Here is an 18,719-nt window from a genome sequence, read left to right as displayed (position 1 = left end):
CGCGGATACGGGCTTGCTTTCGAGGCGCAAGCCCGTGGTTTCACCTGGTCGGCCAAGCAGGCTCAATTGGCTTGTGGGCCGCGCCCGCGATGCGGTTGTAAATGTTGGGTGCAGTGACCGCCATTTCTTTGCTGATATCCAGGACTGAGTGGCCTTTGTCATAGAGATGTTGCAAGAAAGCGTCTTGGTCACGCCGGGCAAGCTGGCCGTAAAAGCCGCGATTTATTTCTTTCTGGCGGCCTGAGAAAAAACCAAACATAGGGACCTCTGTATTCGACTCGCGTCATGTTGATGGTGTGAGGAGAAGGCGTGGCTTGGGCCGCTCCTTCTGTATGCAAGCCCCTTGTAAACCCCGGATTTGGAGTCTGAGTGAGCTAGCCGGTTGCAGGTTATTCACTCTGCTGCTTATCGGCCATCCCAACTTTGCCCCCAATTGCACTGGGTGTGCGAGTGATCGCGAGTGGCAATTTATGACATGGATCTGGGTGGCCGTGGTTGGTATTCAGTGCGCCTCCCGATACTGGATGAGAACCCGAATGTGGCAAATCCGTAATGTGGCAAATCCGTGGTCGTTCGGAAAAGGATATGGAATATGAGTGGATATCCCTAAGCGAACTTGTCGGGCCTGTTTCTCAGCCCCTATTCAGCGATAATCTCTAGTTATCCAAATATTGATGGATCACACGCGCAGACAGTGCGCGGCAGCGCTCACAAATAGTAGAAGAAACACCAGGCCCCCTAACGCAAATGAAAGACTGCTCATATGGGCAACGAAACCGATCACCGCCGGGCCTATCAAAATTCCTGCATAGCCCATGGAGATAACCGCCGGTATGGCGACTCTTTGGGGCATGCGGTCCTGTTTTCCGGTGGCGGTAAACAGCACGGGAACAATGTTCGAGCATCCTGCGCCGAGCAATGCATATCCCAGTAACGAGGCGGGCCAGCCCTCGAATCCAAGCGATACGAGCATGCCGGTGGCAGCAATCATTCCGCCATAAGCCACCACGCGCACGCCGCCGAATCTGCGTACGAGGGCATCCCCTGTCAGCCGTCCCAGGGTCATCGCCGCCGCAAAACTGGCATAACCCAAGCCGGCCAAGGTGGGCTCCATGTTCCGGCTGGATACGAGAAAGACAGCACCCCAGTCCAGTACTGCGCCTTCGGTTAAAAAAACGATGAAGCACAGCGCGCCCAGTAAAAAGACAATGCCTTTTGGGATCGCAAAGATCGGGCCGTCTTTTTCGGTTCCATAGGTCAATAAACTTGGAATCGCTTTATACAGGCACCCCATTACCACGATGACGACGCACAGCACTGAAAGCAGCGGTTCTAATCCCATGCTCAACAGTGCAGTCAACGCGCCGGCACCCAGAATGCCTCCGACGCTGTATAGGCCATGGAACCCCGACTGAAGTGCCTCGCCACTGTTTTTTTCCACAATGATGGACTGAATGTTCATCGCACAATCCAGCATGCCCATAGCCGCGCCAAACAGCACTACGGCCAATGCCAGGCCCGGCAGCCAACTGAGGCTGCTCAACAGTACAAGCAATACACATAAAGTCGCAGTGGAACACACAATGACTGGGCGGCAGCCGTAACGTGCGGTGAGGTGCCCGGCAAACGGCATGGCAACAATCGACCCCACGCCCAGGCCCAGCAGCAAAAGCCCCAACCCGCTTTCGTCCAACCCCGTGCGCGCCTTGGCAAGCGGCACTAAGGGCGCCCATGCCGACATGACAAGCCCTGCGATCAGGAAAGCAATACGGGTTGACGTGCGTTCGCCGTAATTGGCGTTGATCGCTAACGATGACGTAGTCATTTGAATCACCCAAACAGGCACACGAAGAAAGGCCTGGCAGCGACTGCGCTGAGGCCTGGAAGGAGGAAGGGGCAAGTTGCTAAGGCGTAAGCCTTTCAATGCACGACTGTATTGAAAGGCTTACCCGTCAGGCATCGTTCTTATCCGACAGACTTCAAGGGGATAGGCCCCTTGATCCTTTCCATCATGGTGGCGCAATACCAATCATCGAATTGGCAGACACCGGTCTCTGCGGTCTCGGAATACGGGCCTGGCTCATAAGAGGGTGAAGTCACACCACGCTGCGTGCCTTCTACCAGAGTGCGGTCCTGATCGTTGGTCGCGATCCATACCTTTGTCAGCCGATCAATGTCGTAGTCCACGCCTTCTACGGCAGTTTTGAGCACCAACCACTTGGTGGTCACCAAGGTTTCCGTCGCGCTGATGGGGAGCACGCGGAAGCTCAGAGCGTGGTCCCCCAGGAAGTGGTTCCACGTCGACGGATAGTTGAAGTACAGCAGTGCGCCGATATCCGCTTCGCCGGTGGTATCCAGGCGGCTGGTCACCGCGGGCTTGCCGTCCATGGTGTAGCTCACCGCGCCCTTGGACAATGGGATGCGGGTCATGCGGAACTGGCCTTTGATGTCCATCACCAAGCGGCTCGGCAAGCCGGCTTTTTCGCATTTGTTCCAGTAAGCGGAAAGCTCGGGGTCGTCGTCGCCGCTGGTGCCGCCCACGGAAAGGTTGTCCACGAACGATTGCAGCAGCTCGGGGTGAGATCCGTCGCAGTGGTAGCACTCACGGTTATTTTCGAAGACCAGTTTCCAATTGCCTTTCTCGACGATATTGGACTCAAAGGCCACTTTGCAGTCATCGAGGTTATGCGGGGCGACAAAGGGGGTCACGGCGGTACGGAAGTGTTCGAAATCCGGTGCTTTGCTCGCGACACACACATAAATAAAGGTGTTCACGATTTCGCAGTGAACGCTTTTGAGGTTGTATTCGGATTTGTCGAAATCCTGCCCCATGTTCCCGGCGAATAGCAGGTTGCCGTCCAGCTCGTAGGTCCACTTGTGGTAAGGGCACACCATTTTGGCGACTTTGCCATGGTCGGCTTCACAAATCTTGGCGCCACGGTGGCGGCAAGCATTGTGAAATGCTCGCACCTGGCCGTCCTTGCCGCGTACCACGGCCACCGGGTAGTCACCCACTTGCAGCGTGAAGTACTGACCGGGCTTTTCCAGTTCAAACGTGTGTCCGGCGAAGATCCAGTCTTTGTGCCAAATTTGCTCAAGGTCCTGGCGATAGACGCCTTCGCTGCTATAGAGCTTTCCCGGGAGTGAGTGCCATGGTTTACGTTGGGCAATCAGGTCAAACACGGTTTCTTTATTATCCATCTTATCCTCCCAGGATAAATAACGTGAGCGCTCACCTTTAACGGTGACTTTTATAGTGCTCTAAAAGTTCGGAATCGGCTGGCTGCTTAATGGCGGTGCAATAACTTCATGGCCTTTTTAGATAGATGACAGCCTAGGGGGCTGTCGCAACGCCCGCAAACGACATTTCGTAGGGGCAATCAATAATTCCAGGTTATCGATCAGCCGCTTCCTCGGAATGCGTAACGCTTGAAAATATAGGCTCCAGCGTCGTAATGGCTGAGTGCGCCTGACCCAATGAATGAATCGCGTGCTTCACCGCAAGGCTTCGTTCAACTCCAAGATTGCTACTGAACAGGTCGAATTTTCCATCCAGCTCAGCGGCCGTCATCGCGGTGTGCGGATCACCTTTTGCCGCTGTCACAGGGCTGACGATGATCGTACCGTCTTTCAAGGTAAGGGTAAGTCTGGAAAGAATTTCATCCGGGAAACGCGCGGAAATATCCGCCGCTTCGACAATCTCGATGCGTGAACTCAGCGAGAGAATATCGGGTGCGGTGATTGAGCCCCCCGTGATTTCATCAGGCCCCAGCTTGCCTCGCACAATCAGCGCTGCCAGCGGAAACGCCAACGCGTATTGGGCTTCATCGGCGTTACGTGGGGTATGGCCTTGCAGGCACATCGATTCGAAGAACGTTTCCACGCGAATTGTTTCAAGGGTGCTCGCGCTCACTTCGGGATGCTGGCGCTGTAATTCAAGCATTGCCGTCAAGGCGGGTTGTGCCCATCGGCATACGGGCCATGGTTTGAAGTACTGGCTATCGATTTCCCAGCGGTTTCCTATATCCGCCCAGTGCGGCGCGACACTTGGGTCTTCCACGATCTCCGCAGGGGCACCGGTCATGCCTGCCTGCGCCATCAACAGTGCATTCAAGCCAACGTAAGCGCCTGCTCCATGTGCATCGCGCAACATGGTCGGTGCCAGCACCACACGCATCATTGGGCAGCGTGCGCTGAAATACTCGGCAATGCCCAATGCGTGCCGAAAGGTCGGCTCATCGAACTCAAGCAATCGTGCTCCAGCACACACCACCCCCATGGCGGAAAAACCACCAGAAGCGTGGTAGGTGGGTGAGGTTGCCATCAATGCAGTGCCAGCGCGCAGCGCGGTTTCATAGCCAATGCACAGCACCGAAAGAAGTTGGTGCCCGCTGATCTCCTGGCCGTTGTGGTGCAATGCGTCGGCCAGGGCCAGCAACGCCGGAACCACCGTTGCGCCGGCGTGCCCTTTGGATTTGAAGTGCCCTTCGTGAGCGTCCAGGCTGTCTGCGGAAAATCCGCCAGCCCAGGCGGCTCCAAGCATACTGACGCGCTGGCCATCGAACATCAGCCGACTGGTGTACACACCACCGGGGTAGTGGAGGCGTGCATAGCTGCGCATTATCTCGCTGGTGTCATTGGATGCCGCACCGGCCATCACACCGACGATATCCAACAGGCTGTTTCTGAGTATTGCTTGCGTGTGGGCGGGTGCTTGTTGGAGATCGAAATCGCGACAAAATTCGAACAGTGACATCCCGGGCATTCCTTACGAAAATCATTATGGTGTCGCTGCACGATGATCCAGAGAGGGCTCACCGTTCCAGCAACATTTTCGTAGGGCAATCGATAACAAAAATGACGACTCTGCTTCTAAGGCATGCGGCGTCAGCGGGGGAACTTGGCCAGGAGCCACTCACGAAACCGGCGCAGCTCATCTTCGTTCTCGGCGTTTTCTCGACAGCTTAAGTAGTGCGAACTGTTGCGCAGCTGAACTTGCTGCTGGATCGGCCGCACCAACATCCCACGCTCTACCAGCCGGGTAACCAGGTGGTTCCAACCCAGCGCGATACCTTGGTGGGTCAGCACCATGCTGATCAGCAAGTTGTAGTCGTTGGCATTGAAAATCTGGGGGCTGTCTTGCGGGCGATCATCAATGTCAATCGACTGAAAGGCAAACCAGACACCCCAGTCAACGTGCTCGGCTACCTGGGATCGTCCGTAGGGGCTCAGGTTCAGCAGGGCTGAGTCTCTCAGGCCTTCGATCGTCGAGATTTCCGGGTGTTGCTCCAAAAATTGCGGGCTGCACACGGGATAGATCACGTCATGGCACAACGGGTAGCTTTTATAGTCGTCCCGGACACGGGCCATTTTGGTAATGAAGACGTCCGGCTGTACCCCGGGCTCCATGGTCAGGAAGTTCTGCGTCGTGACCAGGTTCAACTCAATGCCGGGGTTTTGTCTGATGAATTCGGGCAGGTGGTCTGACAGCCATAGGGCGGAAAAGGCGGGAGAGCAGCAGACGGTCAGCATTTTTTTGGAGGACTGGCTGCTGCGGATTCGCTCGGCTGCCTGGGCGATGTTTACAAATGACAGCTGCGCGGCATCAAAGAACACTGCCCCGGCAGAAGTCAGTTCGACAGCACGCCCTACGCGGTTGAAAAGCTGCGCCCCCAAGTACTCCTCCAGCTCGCGAATCTGCCGGCTGATAGCCGCCTGCGAAACACAAAGCGCCTCGGCGCCGAGGGTGAAGCTCTCGTACTTGGCAGCCGCTACAAACGCTTTCACGGCCCTCAACGACGGCATTTTCAGCAGAATGCTGTCAGGGTCGACATGCTTTGACATCCTTACGTTCTCCTCATGCAGCCGCTCCCCAGCGAAGCGACGCGAGAGTAACTGAAGCCAGGCGGTAAAAACGGTGTGCAGGTCGTTTTTGAGACATTACGGGTCGTTCCTGTGTGCCGCAGCAAGAAAACGGTCCGCTTGAGACGATCTATAACCCGACGTTATCCAATTGTCCCTGTAAATGTAGTTGGAATTGACGGTGGGTTACTACTAAATTTGAAACATCCCTCTTTCCTAGGGGCCAAAAAATAATAAAAGGAAACCCGTCGTGAAACTCTCTATTCATTCCCGCTGCCGTTTAAAACTATTTTCGATCGTTTGCGCATCGCTTAAAGCGAATAGTGCTGAACACGAAGGGGCAAGGTATGACTAATTCCGACGAAATCATTTCCGTCAAAAATGTCTATAAGGTATTCGGCACTCAACCGGACCTTGCAATGAAGTTGCTGGCTGATGGGGCCTCTAAAGAAGAGGTCTTTAAAAAAACCGGGCAAGCTATTGGCGTCTTTGATGCGAACTTCTCCGTCCGCCGCGGCGAGATCTTTGTCATCATGGGGCTGTCGGGCTCCGGCAAGTCAACCATGGTCCGCTTGTTCAATCGCTTGATTGAACCCACCAGTGGCTCGATCTTTCTGAATGGTAAGGAAATCACCGGTCTGGCGGATAAAGACCTTCTGCAAGTGCGCAGGAAAGACATGGGCATGGTCTTTCAATCCTTTGCGCTGATGCCGCACATGAGCGTCATCGACAACGTCAGCTTTGGTTTGGAGATCAGCGGCGTCGCCGAGAAAGAACGCTACTGCCGCGCCATGGGCGCGCTGGCCCAGGTTGGGCTTGCTGGTCAGGAGTTCAGCTTTCCCCATCAACTCTCCGGCGGCATGCAACAGCGCGTCGGCCTCGCCCGAGCCCTGGCCAATGACCCGGCGATCCTGTTGATGGACGAGGCGTTTTCGGCCCTCGACCCGATGATTCGTAGCGAGATGCAGGGCGAATTGATTAAGCTTCAGGCCGAGCAGAACCGCACCATCATCTTCATTTCCCACGACATTGAAGAGGCCGTACGGATCGGCCACCGCATCGCAATCATGGAAGGCGGTCGGGTGGTGCAAATTGGTACACCGCGCGAGTTACTGTGCAACCCCATCAATAAATACGTGCGCGATTTCTTTAATGGATTCGACACCAGTCGAATCCTGAAAGCGGGCGATATCGCTCAACAGGACACCAGCATCACCTATGAGCCTGGTCGTCACACCCCCCTAAAAGCAGAAGCTTCGCTCAGAGAGATTCTGCATATCGTCGCGGCCTCCGCAACGCCTATGCCGGTGGTGGATGAAGTTGGCCTGTATAAGGGCTCGATTTCCCAAGGCCATCTTCTGAGCTGCCTGAATAATAGTTAATTTGAATAATCAGAGCAGTCTCAAGTTCTGAGGGCGAGGAAGTATCATGTCGGACTTTAATTATTTGGACCCGTTCCAAAGTTTCACTGTTCCATTGGGCGCTTGGGTTGAAGCGACGCTGACTTATCTGGTACATAACTTTCGGGAAGTCTTTCGCTCGATTCGATGGCCGGTTGACCAAGTGCTTGATGGTGTTCAGTGGGGCCTGCTTTCCGTGCCCCCCACAGTATTCATTCTTATCGCCGGATTGATCAGTTGGCAGATCGGCGGTAAACGAATCGCAATTTTCAGTATCGCTACATTGACCGGACTAGGCTTGATCGGTGTATGGGCCGATGCCATGGTGACTCTCGCTTTGGTCCTGACTTCATTACTCTTCTGTGCGGTTATTGGTATTCCCCTGGGCATCCTCTGTGCCCGAAGCGACCGAATGGAAGTGATCGTGCGTCCGGTGTTGGACGCGATGCAGACATTGCCCGCTTTCGTTTACCTGGTGCCTGTGGTGATGTTGTTTGGCATCGGTAACGTTCCAGGCGTCATCGTGACGATTATTTTCTCGGTTGCGCCCTTGGTGCGCCTGACCAACTTGGGCATTCGCCAAGTACCCGCCGATAAGGTCGAAGCCGCACGTGCGTTTGGCTGCACCGCCACCCAGATGCTGTTGAAGGTCCAACTGCCCCTTGCGGCGCCGACCATGATGGCCGGATTGAACCAGACACTTATGCTTTCACTTTCGATGGTCGTCGTTGCTTCGATGATATCCGTTGGCGGGCTTGGGCTGATGGTATTGAGCGGCATCGGCCGCCTGGACATGGGGCTGGCCAGCGTCGGCGGTGCCGGCCTGGTACTCCTAGCTGTCTTCCTCGATCGTTTGACCCAAGCGATGGGTGAGCGCAGCAGTGATCTGGCAACCGGCCAGCGTTGGTACGAAACCGGGCCGGTTGGCCTAGTGATGAAATTCAAGAAGAAAAAGAACGTAGCACACCCAGTGACTAACTAAGCACACCTGCTCACCTACTATAAATTCAAGCGTGGTGAAATATGAAACTTGCAAATCTCAAGCAAACCGTCGTCGCGACGCTGATAGCGTCCATGTTGGGTGCAACTGCATGTTCGGCAGCGTACGCCGCTGATGCAAACAAACCGGGTGACGGTGTTTCCATCACGCCTATTTTCCCGACTATCGCTGAAGAGCGTTTTCGTGGTGAGGTGGCGATTGCAGGCTTGAAAGACCTTGGCTATGACGTGAAGGCCCCAAAGGAAGTTGATTATCCCGCGATGTTCCTGGCGCTCTCCTATGGCGATGCGGATTTCACCGTGCATGAGTGGGAGAACCTGCACGCTGCCTTTTATAAGAAAGGCGGCGGCGACGACACCATGGTGAAAGTTGGCCAGGTCATGAAGGGCGTGCTGCAGGGCTACATGATCGATAAGAAAACAGCCGACGCATACAACATCAAGGATCTCTCGGATTTGAAGAAGCCGGAGATCGCCAAGCTGTTCGACGCCAATGGCGATGGCAAGGCAGACATGACAGGCTGCAACCCCGGTTGGGGCTGCGAAGTGATGGTTGAATACCACATGAAAGCCTATGGCCTGAGCCCAACCGTCGTGGACAACCGGGGTTCTTACTTCGCGCTGATGGCAGACACTATCGCCAGGTTCCAGCAGGGCAAACCCGTGTTGTATTTCACTTGGGTGCCGCAATGGATCTCCAGCGTGCTGGTGGAAGGGCGCGACGTCGTATGGCTGCCGGTTCCGTTCACCTCGTTGCCTGATGGCCAAGACAGTAAAGACACCTTTTATCAGGGCAAAAATCTCGGTTTCCCGGTGGATACCGTTAACGCTGTGATGAACAAAGAGTTTGCCGAGAAGAACCCGGTGGCTCGCAAGTTTCTGTCGGAAGTCACTATCACCACGGACGACGAAAGTGCCCAGAACCTGCGCATGCAAAAGGGTGAGAAATCACTCGCTGACATCAAGCGCCATGCGGCCGAATGGATCAAGGCTCACCAGGCGCAATACGATGGTTGGTTGAGTGACGCGCGCGCCGCAGCCAAGCAATAGAAAACAGCAAGGAAAGTGCTGCCAGCTCGATTGAGCTGGCCGTACGCGGGACCGGCTGCGTTTGTTTTACGTAATAAAGTGATCAGGTGGCGAAGATAATGGATACCTTCCAAAGCTCGTTGAAGTTCCAGAATATTGGATTTCGGCAAACTACCGACTCGGTGGGTCATGAAAAAGTTGTACGGGTGGCATTCATTTTGCTCGACCACTTTTCATTAACCGCACTCTCAACAGCGATGGACGCGCTGGCGACCGGCAATCTGATCAACAGTAATACCGTCTACAAAGTATCGACGTATTCGCTCTTGGGCGGACTGGTTGAAAGTGATATCGGCATACCGTTGTCGTCGGAACGTTTGAACGTTGAAAAAATCAATCACGATGCACTTGTGGTTATCGGTGGCCAGCGGGTAAGGCTGTCCAGCAACCCCACCATTCGCCGCGCATTGAAAAAGGCGGCAGGGGGGAAGGGCATCGTCGCTGGTGTATGGAATGCTGCGTTTTACCTGGCCGATGCGGGCTTGCTCGATGACCAGGATTGCGCCTGTCATGCCGATAGTTGTGCGTTGATAAACGAGTATTACCCCCAAGTGAAAACGGGGGAGTCCGAATACACCTTTACCCAGCGGCGCGCGACGTGCGCTGGTGCTTCATCCGCGCTGGATATGATCCTGGCAATCATGCAGGACCTCAGCTCACAGCGCGATGCTGATCTGGTGGATGAAATCAAACGTGTACATCAACCCAAAAAGCCTCAATTCAATACTGTAACCCTAGGTGATGTCAGCCTGGTTAAACCGGTACCTCGCCCTCTGAACGTTGCGGTCTCCCTGATGGAAAACCACATTGAAGAACCCATGGAAATCGATGAGATCGCCAGCCACGTGGGGGTTTCGCGTAGACAGCTTGAGCGCAGATTTGCGCGCTATTTAAACGCGGCGCCCAACCGCTACTACCTGGAACTGCGACTTACCCGCGCCCGCCAACTGATTATTCAAAGTAATCGCTCGTTGACGGACGTGGCACTCGCTACCGGTTTTGTCAGCTATCCGCACTTTTATAAGCGCTTCAAGGATTTGTTCGGCCTGCCGCCCATGACGTTCCGGGATAACTACTATTCCAGCGACTTTAGCAATTCGGAACGCTATGCAATTGCGGCAGGTTTTTGAAACGCGTTTTGCCGCTGTGTCGTCGGTTAGTTACTCAGTTTATTTCGTCCTGCGCATGGTGTTGTGTTGGACCCGGTAATGCATTCAACTTAACGGCCTACTATTATGAAAGTTACCTCGTTACCCGCCGACGATAATAGCTGTGGCTGGTTTCATTTAAGCCTCCCGCGTAAGCCTAATCCCGCCCACCAGGGGCACAGTACTGCCCGTTGGGTGATTATTGGTGCGGGCTTTACCGGGTTGGCGGCAGCACGGCAACTGGCGTTGAGTTTTCCGAATGACGAGATCGTGCTGGTTGAGGCTCAGGAGGTCGGCCTGGGGCCTTCCGGCAGGAATGCCGGGTTCGCTATCGATCTGCCCCATGATATTGGGGCAGAGGATTACATCGGCGACATCACCCTCGCGAGGACCAGCCTGAAGCTCAATCTGGCGGGGCAATCCATTCTGCGCGACTTGGTCGATCAACATGGCATCGACTGTCAGATGAAGGCCTGCGGCAAGTATCAGGCGGCCGTGGAGGACCGCGGCATCGCGGTACTCGAAGCCTATCGGCGTGGGCTGGATAAGTTGGATCAGCCTTATCAAATGATTGAGCAAGATGAGCTGCCTCATCACCTGGGTACGCACTTCTACCGCAAAGCTTTATATACGCCAGGTGCCGTTCTGCTTCAGCCATCGGCACTGGTCAAGGGGCTCGCTGACCATCTGCCAGCCAACGTGACGTTGTATGAGCGTACGCCGATTCTCGAAGTTGAGTACGGTGCGAAAACCGTACTGAAACATGCCAATGGAAGTATCACCGCCGACAAGCTGATCCTCGCGAACAACTCATTTGGCATGCGCTTTGGTTTCCTCAAGGGCCGGATGTTGCCTATCTATACCTACGGCAGTATCACGCGGCAATTGACGTCAGAAGAGCAGGCACAACTCGGTGGCAAACCGTACTGGGGCGCGATCCCAGCTGATCCATTTGGGACCACCGTCAGGCGTACGCCGGATAATCGCTTACTGATCAGAAACAGTTTTAGCTTTAACCCCGACGGCCGCAGCGACAGTCGATATAACGAGCGATTCATACGCCGTCATAAAGCCTCGTTTGATAAACGCTTTCCCATGTTGCCCAACGTCAATTTCGAATACACCTGGGGCGGTGCATTGGCCATGACTCGAAACCACAACGGTTTCTTTGGTGAGTTGGCCCCCAACGTTTATGGGGCGTTGGGTTGCAATGGCCTAGGCGTGACCCGAGGCACAGTGACAGGGCAACTGCTTGCCGAGTGGCTCGCGGGCCAACGTGATGAACGGATCGACTTTCTATTGAACGCACCCGGGCCGAACAGTAACCCGCCGCAGCCGTTTCTCTCGTGGGGTGTCAACGCAAATCTTAAATGGGGGCAGTACCGCGCCGGTCGAGAAAGCTGAGGTCACTTTAGCTGGCTATTGCAAGCACTAAGGATAAGGACAAGAAATGAAGAGCGCTGTTGTTTCAATTGAAGACGTCCCGCTGAATGGGTTTCACCGGCTACTTACTGTTCGTTCAGGAGGCGGTTCCTTTGTTGATGGATACGTTCTGAGTATTATCGGCGTCGCGCTGATACATATGTCAAAGTCCCTGGCGCTGGATGATTTCTGGGAGGGCATGATTGCCGCCTCCGCATTGATCGGGATTTTTTTCGGTGGCTTTCTGGGCGGTTGGTTGACCGATGTCATGGGGCGCAAACGTCTCTTGTTTGCGGGGCCTACCTTATTCATCGTCGCGTCCCTGGCGCAATATTGGGCCGAGTCGGCCATCGTTATATTTTTCCTGCGGTTGTTGTTGGGTATTGCCGTTGGTATCGAATACCCAGTGGCAACATCGTTACTCGTCGAATTCCTTCCCAAAAAATTCCGTGGCCCACGATTGGCGATGCTGACCATCCTCTGGTTCGCTGGTGCCGCGACCGCCTACATCGTCGGCGAAGTCATGTTCAATGCATTGGGTTCGGATGCCTGGCGACTGGTACTGGCCAGCGCCGCAGTCATCGGCGCCCTGTTGTTTATCGTGCGTCTGGGCACGCCGGAATCACCGCGTTGGCTGATCAAGCAGGGGCGAACAGCGGAGGCCGAGGCGATTATCAAGCAGGTGTATGGCGAGCATTTCTCGCTGGCTAATCTGCCCGAGGAACCTGCCGGCGAAAAGATCACGATCTTCAATCTTGTGCATTCCGGTTACGGTAAGCGCATGTTGTTTGTGGTGGTGTTCTGGACCTGTTCTGTCGTGCCGCTGTTCGCTGTTTATGCATTCGCCCCCAAGGTGTTGGCGGCGTTGAAAATTACCGGTGATCCGGCCTCGCTGGGCTCGGTTGCGATCACATTGTTCTTCGTCATCGGCTGCATTATCTCCACCCGGATAATCAATTCGATCGGTCGGCGAAATCTGCTTATTTACAGTTTCCTGTGTTCAGGCTTGGCGTTGTTGGGTCTGGCCATCGGCCATGCGGGCCCTAGCCTTCTGGTGCTGTTCTTTTTCGTCGTTTACGCCCTGTTTATCGGCGGCGCACAAGTGCTCACACTGGTTTATCCCAATGAACTGTTTCCCACAGAAATTCGCGCATTTGCGGTCGGCGTAGGCACGTCGCTCTCACGCATCGGGGCCGCCGCGGGCACTTACTTGGTGCCTATTTCATTGAACAAGTTAGGGGTCGCCGAGACCCTGTATGTCGCCGCCGCCATTTCGTTGGTGGGGCTCGTGTTGTCTTGGGTGATGGCGCCTGAAACGCGGTCACTCAACCTGCAACAAGCCGCCTCGTTGAATTAGCAACCCCTGGATCAACCCTTGGAATTACTGGAGAAAACAGCATGAACTTTGACGGCATTTTTACCCCCGCGATAACTCCGCTCTCTTCGGATGGTCAAGTTGATTATTCGGCCTTTGATGAAGTGCTTGAATACCTGGTCGAGTCCAAGGTTCACGGCATCATTATCGGCGGCTCCACGGGCGAGTATTACGCTCATACGCCTGCTGAGCGTCTGGCGGTGGCTGAACGTGCGAAGAGTGTCCTGCAAGGTCGTCTGCCTCTGGTTGTCGGCACCGGCGGGATCAGAACCGAGGATTCGGTGTATTTCGCTGAGCAAGCGAAAGCGATCAAGGCAGATGCGATCCTGGTGGGTTCGCCGCCTTATGCCTTGCCCACCCAAAAAGAAATCGCCGCCCATGTGCTGGCGGTAGACAAGGCAGCAGGCCTCCCCATCATGCTCTACAACTACCCGGCGCGTATGGGGGTGGCGATGGAGGATGAGTTCTTCGAAGCGATTGCGCAGTGCAAGAACATTGAAGCAATCAAAGAAAGCTCCGGGGAAATGAATCGCCTGCATCGCCTGGCCTGCGCCCATCCTTCGATCCAGATCTCGTGCGGTTGGGATGATCAAGCCCTGGAGTTCTTCGCCTGGGGCGCTCGCAGCTGGGTATGCGCCGGCTCCAATTTCATTCCTCGCGAACACGTTGCGCTGTATGAGGCCTGCGTGATTGAAAAGGACTTCGACAAAGGCCGCCGCATCATGTCGGCCCTGCTGCCGTTGATGGACTTTCTTGAAGGCGGCAAGTTTGTGCAGTCGATCAAGCATGGCAGTGAGCTGATTGGCTTGCGTGCCGGTGGTGTCCGCGCGCCATTGCAAGCGTTGGAAGAATCCGAGAAGCAGGCGCTGAAGGCGGTGATCCAAACGCTTAAACAAAACGTTGCGCACATTGTGGGAGGTGCTTGAAATGGCCGATTTGCTGAGTAAAGAAGCCTACCGCGAACTGGCCGGCAAGCTTGAGTTTCGCACTCAGGCGTTCATTGACGGCCAGTTTCGCAGCGCGAAATCAGGCCGTACGTTCACCACCACCAACCCGGCCACCGGTGACGTACTGGCCGAGATTTCGGCCTGTGATGCCGAGGACGTAGACGTGGCGGTGGCGGCTGCCAAGGCAGCGTTTGAGGATGCACGCTGGCAGGGTCTTTCACCTGCTGTACGTAAAAGCGTGCTGCTGCGTTTTGCCCAGTTGTTGGAAGACAACTCGCACGAACTGGCGGTACTTGAAAGCCTGGACAGCGGCAAACCCATCCGCGAGTGCCAGAACGTTGATGTGCCAGAGACAATCCACACGCTGCGTTGGCACGCCGAACTGATCGACAAAATCTACGACGCTACCGCGCCGGTGGGTTCGGGCGCTGTGACTATGGTGGTACGCGAGCCCATCGGCGTAGTGGGTCTGGTGCTGCCGTGGAATTTTCCGCTGCTGATGCTCGCCTGGAAAATCGGTCCGTCGTTGGCCGCAGGTTGCTCGATCGTGGTCAAGCCAGCAAAGGAAACCTCGCTGAGCGCGCTGCGTGTCGCTGAGCTGGCGTATCAGGCCGGTGTTCCCGCCGGCGTGTTCAATGTGGTGCCTGGTGGCGGCAAGGAGGCAGGTGAACCGTTGGGCCGGCATGGTGACGTGGCCATGGTCAGCTTTACCGGCTCGACCGATACGGGCCGGATTTTCCTCAAGTACTCCAGTGAATCCAACCTCAAGCGCATCGTGCTGGAATGTGGCGGCAAAAACCCAGCGGTGGTGATGAATGATGCCGAGGATATTGACCAAGTCGCGCAGCATGTGGTGAACGGTGCCTTTTGGAACATGGGCGAAAACTGCTCGGCGTCTTCGCGCCTGCTCGTTCATACCGATATCAAGGAAGCGTTGCTTGAGCGTATTCAGGTGCACCTCAAAGACTGGAAAATGGGCGACCCACTTGACCCGGACAACCGCTTGGGTTCAATGGTCAGCAAAGCGCATTTTGAGAAAGTGCGGTCCTACATCGAGCATGCCAAGGACGAAAAGCTGACTGTTCTGGCGGGCGGCAATACTGTTGACAATATCTTCGTAGAGCCGACCATCCTGGACGGAGTAGGGCGTAGCAGTCGCCTGTTCCAAGAGGAAATTTTCGGCCCTGTGCTGAGTGTCACCACCTTCAATACCCTTGATGAAGCCATCAAACTGGCCAACGATACGGCCTATGGTTTGGCAGCGTCGGCGTATACCGGCAACCTGCGTAATGCGCTGAAGCTCTCACGCGGCATCCGCGCCGGCATTGTGACCGTCAACTGTTTTGGAGAGGGGGATGCGTCTACGCCCTTCGGTGGTTACAAGGAGTCGGGGTTCGGTGGGCGGGACAAATCCATCTGGGCGCACGACCAATACACCGAGATAAAAACCATCTGGATCGACGCCTCCTGAGTGCTGCAGAGGGCGTGACGGCCTTATCGCCCCAGTCGCGGGGACTGGGGCAATTTCGAGGCTGTAAAGGGGTGGGGCGAGCTGGGAAGCAACCGACGGAGTTGCCGTGAAGAGCGAGCAAGGTCTCTACGAACGGCTGAAGCAACAGATCCTGACGTTGCAACTGCCGCCCGATCAGTTGCTCGCTGAAGTGCCACTCAGCGCTCAGTATGGCGTTTCTCTTACGTCTATCAGGGATATCCGTCGCCGCCGGTCAGTTGAAAGATAGGTGGTTATCCAATCTCATCATGGCGCCAGAGTCAGCTCAATGGGGCAGGCATACGCCGTGACTTTCTGAATGGGCATTAGGCTGGGGGCATCCTTTTCAAACCATTCAAAGCATGCCCTCAGATATGCCCCCAATGTAGCAAGCCACTGGAAGTAAATGGAGCTCCATGGTTTATGGAAAGGCAAAAATGATCAGCTCAACAGCCTGCCCAACGACATCTAAAGACTCTCAGGGTCCCCAAAAAACATCTGAATCCGCGACCGCAACCACCGCTCTCCCGGATCATTGTCCTGAGACCCCCGCCAAGCCATATGCAGCTCGAACGAGCGCACCGGTAACGGTGGTTCTTCCGCGCGCAAACCACCTGCGGCCGTCAGTGCTTCGGCGGCATAGTCGGGGACGATGGCGACGATGTCGGTGCCGGAAAGCAGGGTGCCCAGCCCGTTGAACTGCGGCACGGCCAGTACCACATGGCGCTTGCGATTGAGCTTCTCCAGCTCTTCATCGATAAACCCGCTCAAGTCGCCGGCGAACGACACCAGTGCGTGGGGGCGGGCGCAGAAGTCGTCGAGGCTCAGGGCGCCCGGCACGCTGTCGGCGCGCAGCAGTTTCGGCAGGCTGCGGCGCAGTACTTTGCGTTTGGCGTTGGCCGGCAGGTCGGCGGTGTAGCTGACGCCGATGGAGATTTCACCGGAGGCCAGCAGGCCGGGCATCAGGATGTAGTTGACGCGGCGCACCACCAGCACGATGCCGGGGGCTTCGGCGCGCAGGCGTTTGAGCAGTTGGGGCAGCAGGGCGAATTCGACGTCGTCGGACAGGCCGATGCGGAATACCGCGGTACTGGTGGCAGGGTCGAACTCAGCGGCGCGGCTGACGGCGGTAGAAATCGAGTCCAGGGCCGGCGAGAGCAGGGCGAAGATTTCCACGGCGCGGGCCGACGGCTCCATGCTGCGCCCGGTGCGCACGAACAGCGGGTCGTCGAACAGCCCTCGCAGGCGCGACAACGCCGCGCTGATGGCCGGTTGGCCGAGGAACAATTTCTCGGCGGCACGGGTCACACTGCGCTCATGCATCAAGGTTTCGAATACGATCAAGAGGTTAAGGTCGACACGACGCAGGTCGTTACGGTTCATCTTGTGTCCTGGAAGAGTCTGCAAACTTGACGAGAGCAGTCACATAAGAGCCCTTGGGTTCCATTTAGAAGCGTGACCGGCATGAATCTTACGGGGAAAGGCTGGTACTCTGCACCGGCTAATTGAGTTTTCCTACGATGTTTGAGGTCTATTCCTCAGTAGTGGAATCAATGACAGGCATGTCGACTATTAATGGCGACCGATGGCCTTACCTGCAAAGCCCAGATAAAGTTCATGGCATTAGAGGTTACTTTGACGAGGTTTGCGATGTCCCGCACGATCCGTTTTCACAAGTTTGGTCCGGCCGAGGTGCTCAAATGCGAAGAGCATGCGGCCGCGCAGCCCGCACCGGGCGAAGTGCAGGTGCGTGTCGAGGCCATTGGCATCAGTTGGTATGACATTTTGTGGCGCCAGAACCTGGCGTCTTCCCACGCACGTCTTCCATCCGGCCTTGGCCATGAGATGGCTGGTGTGGTTGTCGCGCTGGGCGACGGCGTGGATGATTTGGCAGTGGGCGATAAAGTGGCCAGTTTTCCGGCCGAGAGCCCCAATGATTACCCGGTGTATGGCGAACAGATCGTCCTGCCCCGTTCGGCCCTGACCCGCTACCCGGACGTCTTGAGCCCGATCGAAGCCAGCGTGCACTACACGCCGCTGCTGATTGCCTACTTTGCGTATGTGGACCTGGCCCGGGTCAAGCCTGGGCAGTTTGCCCTGGTGACCGACGCCAGTCACTGCGCCGGCCCGTCGTTTGTGCAGTTGGGCAAGGCCCTGGGTGTGCGAGTGATTGCCGCCACCAAGGACGGTGCAGAGCGCGAATACCTGCTGTCCCTCGGGGCAGAGAAGGTGATCGTTACCGAAGAACAGGACCTGCTGATGCAAATCAACAAGTTCACCGACAACCGTGGCGTTGACGTGGTGTTCGATGGTTTGGGCGGCCCGCAGATGTCGTTGCTCGGTGATGTGCTGGCGCCCCGTGGCAGCCTGGTGCTGTATGGCTTGCAAGGCGGTAACCAGACACCGTTCCCGGCGTGTGCGGCGTTTCAGAAGAACATTCAGTTCTTTGTGCACTGCATTGGTAACTTCACCGGCAAACCGGAGCTGGGCATCATCCAGGATCAGGTGGCCTTGCAGCGTGCGTTGCGTGATATCAACCAACTGACCGCTGATCGTGTACTCGTTCCCCTGAAAACCACGGTGTTTCCGTTCAATCAGTTTGTCGAAGCTCACCGTTATATGGACGAATGCCCTTGCCGCGAGCGGGTTGCGTTGCAGGTTGCGGCTGTTTGAGCTGTAGGAGTATTCGTAAATGAATACTCCAGGTCCCGAGTGAATGGGGCAAATGCGCCATTTGACAGGGCTTAACCCGCCCGCCACAGAACGTGCCTGAATGGCACTTGCGCCCCCAAATCCGGCCCTTTCTCCCTGACGCCGCGCTGAATACCAGCGCGGCGTCGTCGTATCTGCGCTATTTGCGCGGCATCAGCCGTTGATCTGAACTGGTTTTCGGCCGGCTTCTGTATCTATTAATCATTATTCCAGCACTGATAATTGCCCCTTCACTTTCATCTCAAGGATTGAGCAATGATTGAATCTCTGACGCGG

At 55.8% G+C, this 18,719-nt stretch carries 16 protein-coding genes; 10 read left to right on the top strand and 6 right to left on the bottom strand.

Features of this window, described 5'->3' with window-relative positions; translation table 11 throughout:
• Nucleotides 1-40 precede the first annotated feature (40 nt).
• The 5 genes from J1G35_RS02245 to J1G35_RS02225 all read right to left on the bottom strand — a co-directional run bounded on the left by J1G35_RS02245 (nt 41) and on the right by J1G35_RS02225 (nt 5,844).
• Nucleotides 41-259, bottom strand: a complete 219-nt coding sequence (locus tag J1G35_RS02245; protein ID WP_223013192.1) for a hypothetical protein — start codon at nt 257-259, stop codon at nt 41-43.
• A gap of 420 nt (nt 260-679) precedes the next feature.
• Complete coding sequence (locus tag J1G35_RS02240) at nt 680-1,825, bottom strand: MFS transporter (RefSeq protein ID WP_223013190.1); 1,146 nt, start codon at nt 1,823-1,825, stop codon at nt 680-682.
• 140 nt (nt 1,826-1,965) lie between these two features.
• Nucleotides 1,966-3,201: an aromatic ring-hydroxylating dioxygenase subunit alpha gene (locus J1G35_RS02235; RefSeq protein WP_003181861.1), complete on the bottom strand. Its 1,236-nt coding sequence runs from the start codon at nt 3,199-3,201 to the stop codon at nt 1,966-1,968.
• A 193-nt stretch (nt 3,202-3,394) separates the two neighbouring features.
• Entirely contained in the window at nt 3,395-4,756 is a 1,362-nt protein-coding gene (locus J1G35_RS02230; RefSeq protein WP_223013188.1) for an MmgE/PrpD family protein, read from the bottom strand.
• Between the two features lie 131 nt (nt 4,757-4,887).
• Complete coding sequence (locus tag J1G35_RS02225; protein WP_223013186.1) at nt 4,888-5,844, bottom strand: LysR substrate-binding domain-containing protein; 957 nt, start codon at nt 5,842-5,844, stop codon at nt 4,888-4,890.
• A gap of 365 nt (nt 5,845-6,209) precedes the next feature.
• On the opposite strand from J1G35_RS02225, the gene J1G35_RS02220 reads away from it, so the two are divergent.
• From J1G35_RS02220 to J1G35_RS31230, 9 genes are all read left to right on the top strand, one after another.
• Entirely contained in the window at nt 6,210-7,244 is a 1,035-nt protein-coding gene (locus J1G35_RS02220; protein ID WP_003181855.1) for a glycine betaine/L-proline ABC transporter ATP-binding protein, read from the top strand.
• A 46-nt stretch (nt 7,245-7,290) separates the two neighbouring features.
• Complete coding sequence (gene proW, locus J1G35_RS02215) at nt 7,291-8,244, top strand: glycine betaine/L-proline ABC transporter permease ProW (RefSeq protein ID WP_027616458.1); 954 nt, start codon at nt 7,291-7,293, stop codon at nt 8,242-8,244.
• Nucleotides 8,245-8,285: 41 nt separating this feature from the next.
• Complete coding sequence (gene proX / locus J1G35_RS02210; RefSeq protein ID WP_223013184.1) at nt 8,286-9,311, top strand: glycine betaine/L-proline ABC transporter substrate-binding protein ProX; 1,026 nt, start codon at nt 8,286-8,288, stop codon at nt 9,309-9,311.
• A gap of 98 nt (nt 9,312-9,409) precedes the next feature.
• On the top strand, nt 9,410-10,480 hold the full coding sequence (locus J1G35_RS02205) for a helix-turn-helix domain-containing protein (RefSeq protein WP_223013182.1): 1,071 nt from the start codon (nt 9,410-9,412) through the stop codon (nt 10,478-10,480).
• A 102-nt stretch (nt 10,481-10,582) separates the two neighbouring features.
• Nucleotides 10,583-11,902 carry an FAD-binding oxidoreductase gene (locus J1G35_RS02200; RefSeq protein WP_223013439.1) on the top strand — a complete coding sequence of 440 codons (1,320 nt, stop codon included), beginning with the start codon at nt 10,583-10,585 and terminating at the stop codon, nt 11,900-11,902.
• 46 nt (nt 11,903-11,948) lie between these two features.
• On the top strand, nt 11,949-13,277 hold the full coding sequence (locus tag J1G35_RS02195) for an MFS transporter (protein ID WP_223013180.1): 1,329 nt from the start codon (nt 11,949-11,951) through the stop codon (nt 13,275-13,277).
• 41 nt (nt 13,278-13,318) lie between these two features.
• Complete coding sequence (locus J1G35_RS02190) at nt 13,319-14,221, top strand: dihydrodipicolinate synthase family protein (protein WP_223013178.1); 903 nt, start codon at nt 13,319-13,321, stop codon at nt 14,219-14,221.
• A 1-nt stretch (nt 14,222) separates the two neighbouring features.
• Nucleotides 14,223-15,713 carry an aldehyde dehydrogenase gene (locus J1G35_RS02185; RefSeq protein WP_003181840.1) on the top strand — a complete coding sequence of 497 codons (1,491 nt, stop codon included), beginning with the start codon at nt 14,223-14,225 and terminating at the stop codon, nt 15,711-15,713.
• A 106-nt stretch (nt 15,714-15,819) separates the two neighbouring features.
• A complete protein-coding gene (locus J1G35_RS31230; protein WP_223013175.1) occupies nt 15,820-15,981 on the top strand; it encodes a GntR family transcriptional regulator in 162 nt (53 codons plus the stop codon).
• A 218-nt stretch (nt 15,982-16,199) separates the two neighbouring features.
• Here J1G35_RS31230 and J1G35_RS02175 read toward each other — a convergent pair whose 3' ends face one another.
• Entirely contained in the window at nt 16,200-17,114 is a 915-nt protein-coding gene (locus J1G35_RS02175; RefSeq protein ID WP_262417116.1) for a LysR family transcriptional regulator, read from the bottom strand.
• A gap of 267 nt (nt 17,115-17,381) precedes the next feature.
• Here J1G35_RS02175 and J1G35_RS02170 point away from each other — a divergent pair, with 267 nt between their 5' ends.
• Nucleotides 17,382-18,404 carry a zinc-dependent alcohol dehydrogenase family protein gene (locus J1G35_RS02170; protein ID WP_053136032.1) on the top strand — a complete coding sequence of 341 codons (1,023 nt, stop codon included), beginning with the start codon at nt 17,382-17,384 and terminating at the stop codon, nt 18,402-18,404.
• Nucleotides 18,405-18,719: the final 315 nt, after the last annotated feature.

Source organism: Pseudomonas sp. SH10-3B, assembly GCF_019891415.1.
GTDB lineage: Bacteria > Pseudomonadota > Gammaproteobacteria > Pseudomonadales > Pseudomonadaceae > Aquipseudomonas.
Note: the sequence above shows the minus strand (reverse complement) of the source record. Positions and strands in the feature narration are given on the sequence as shown.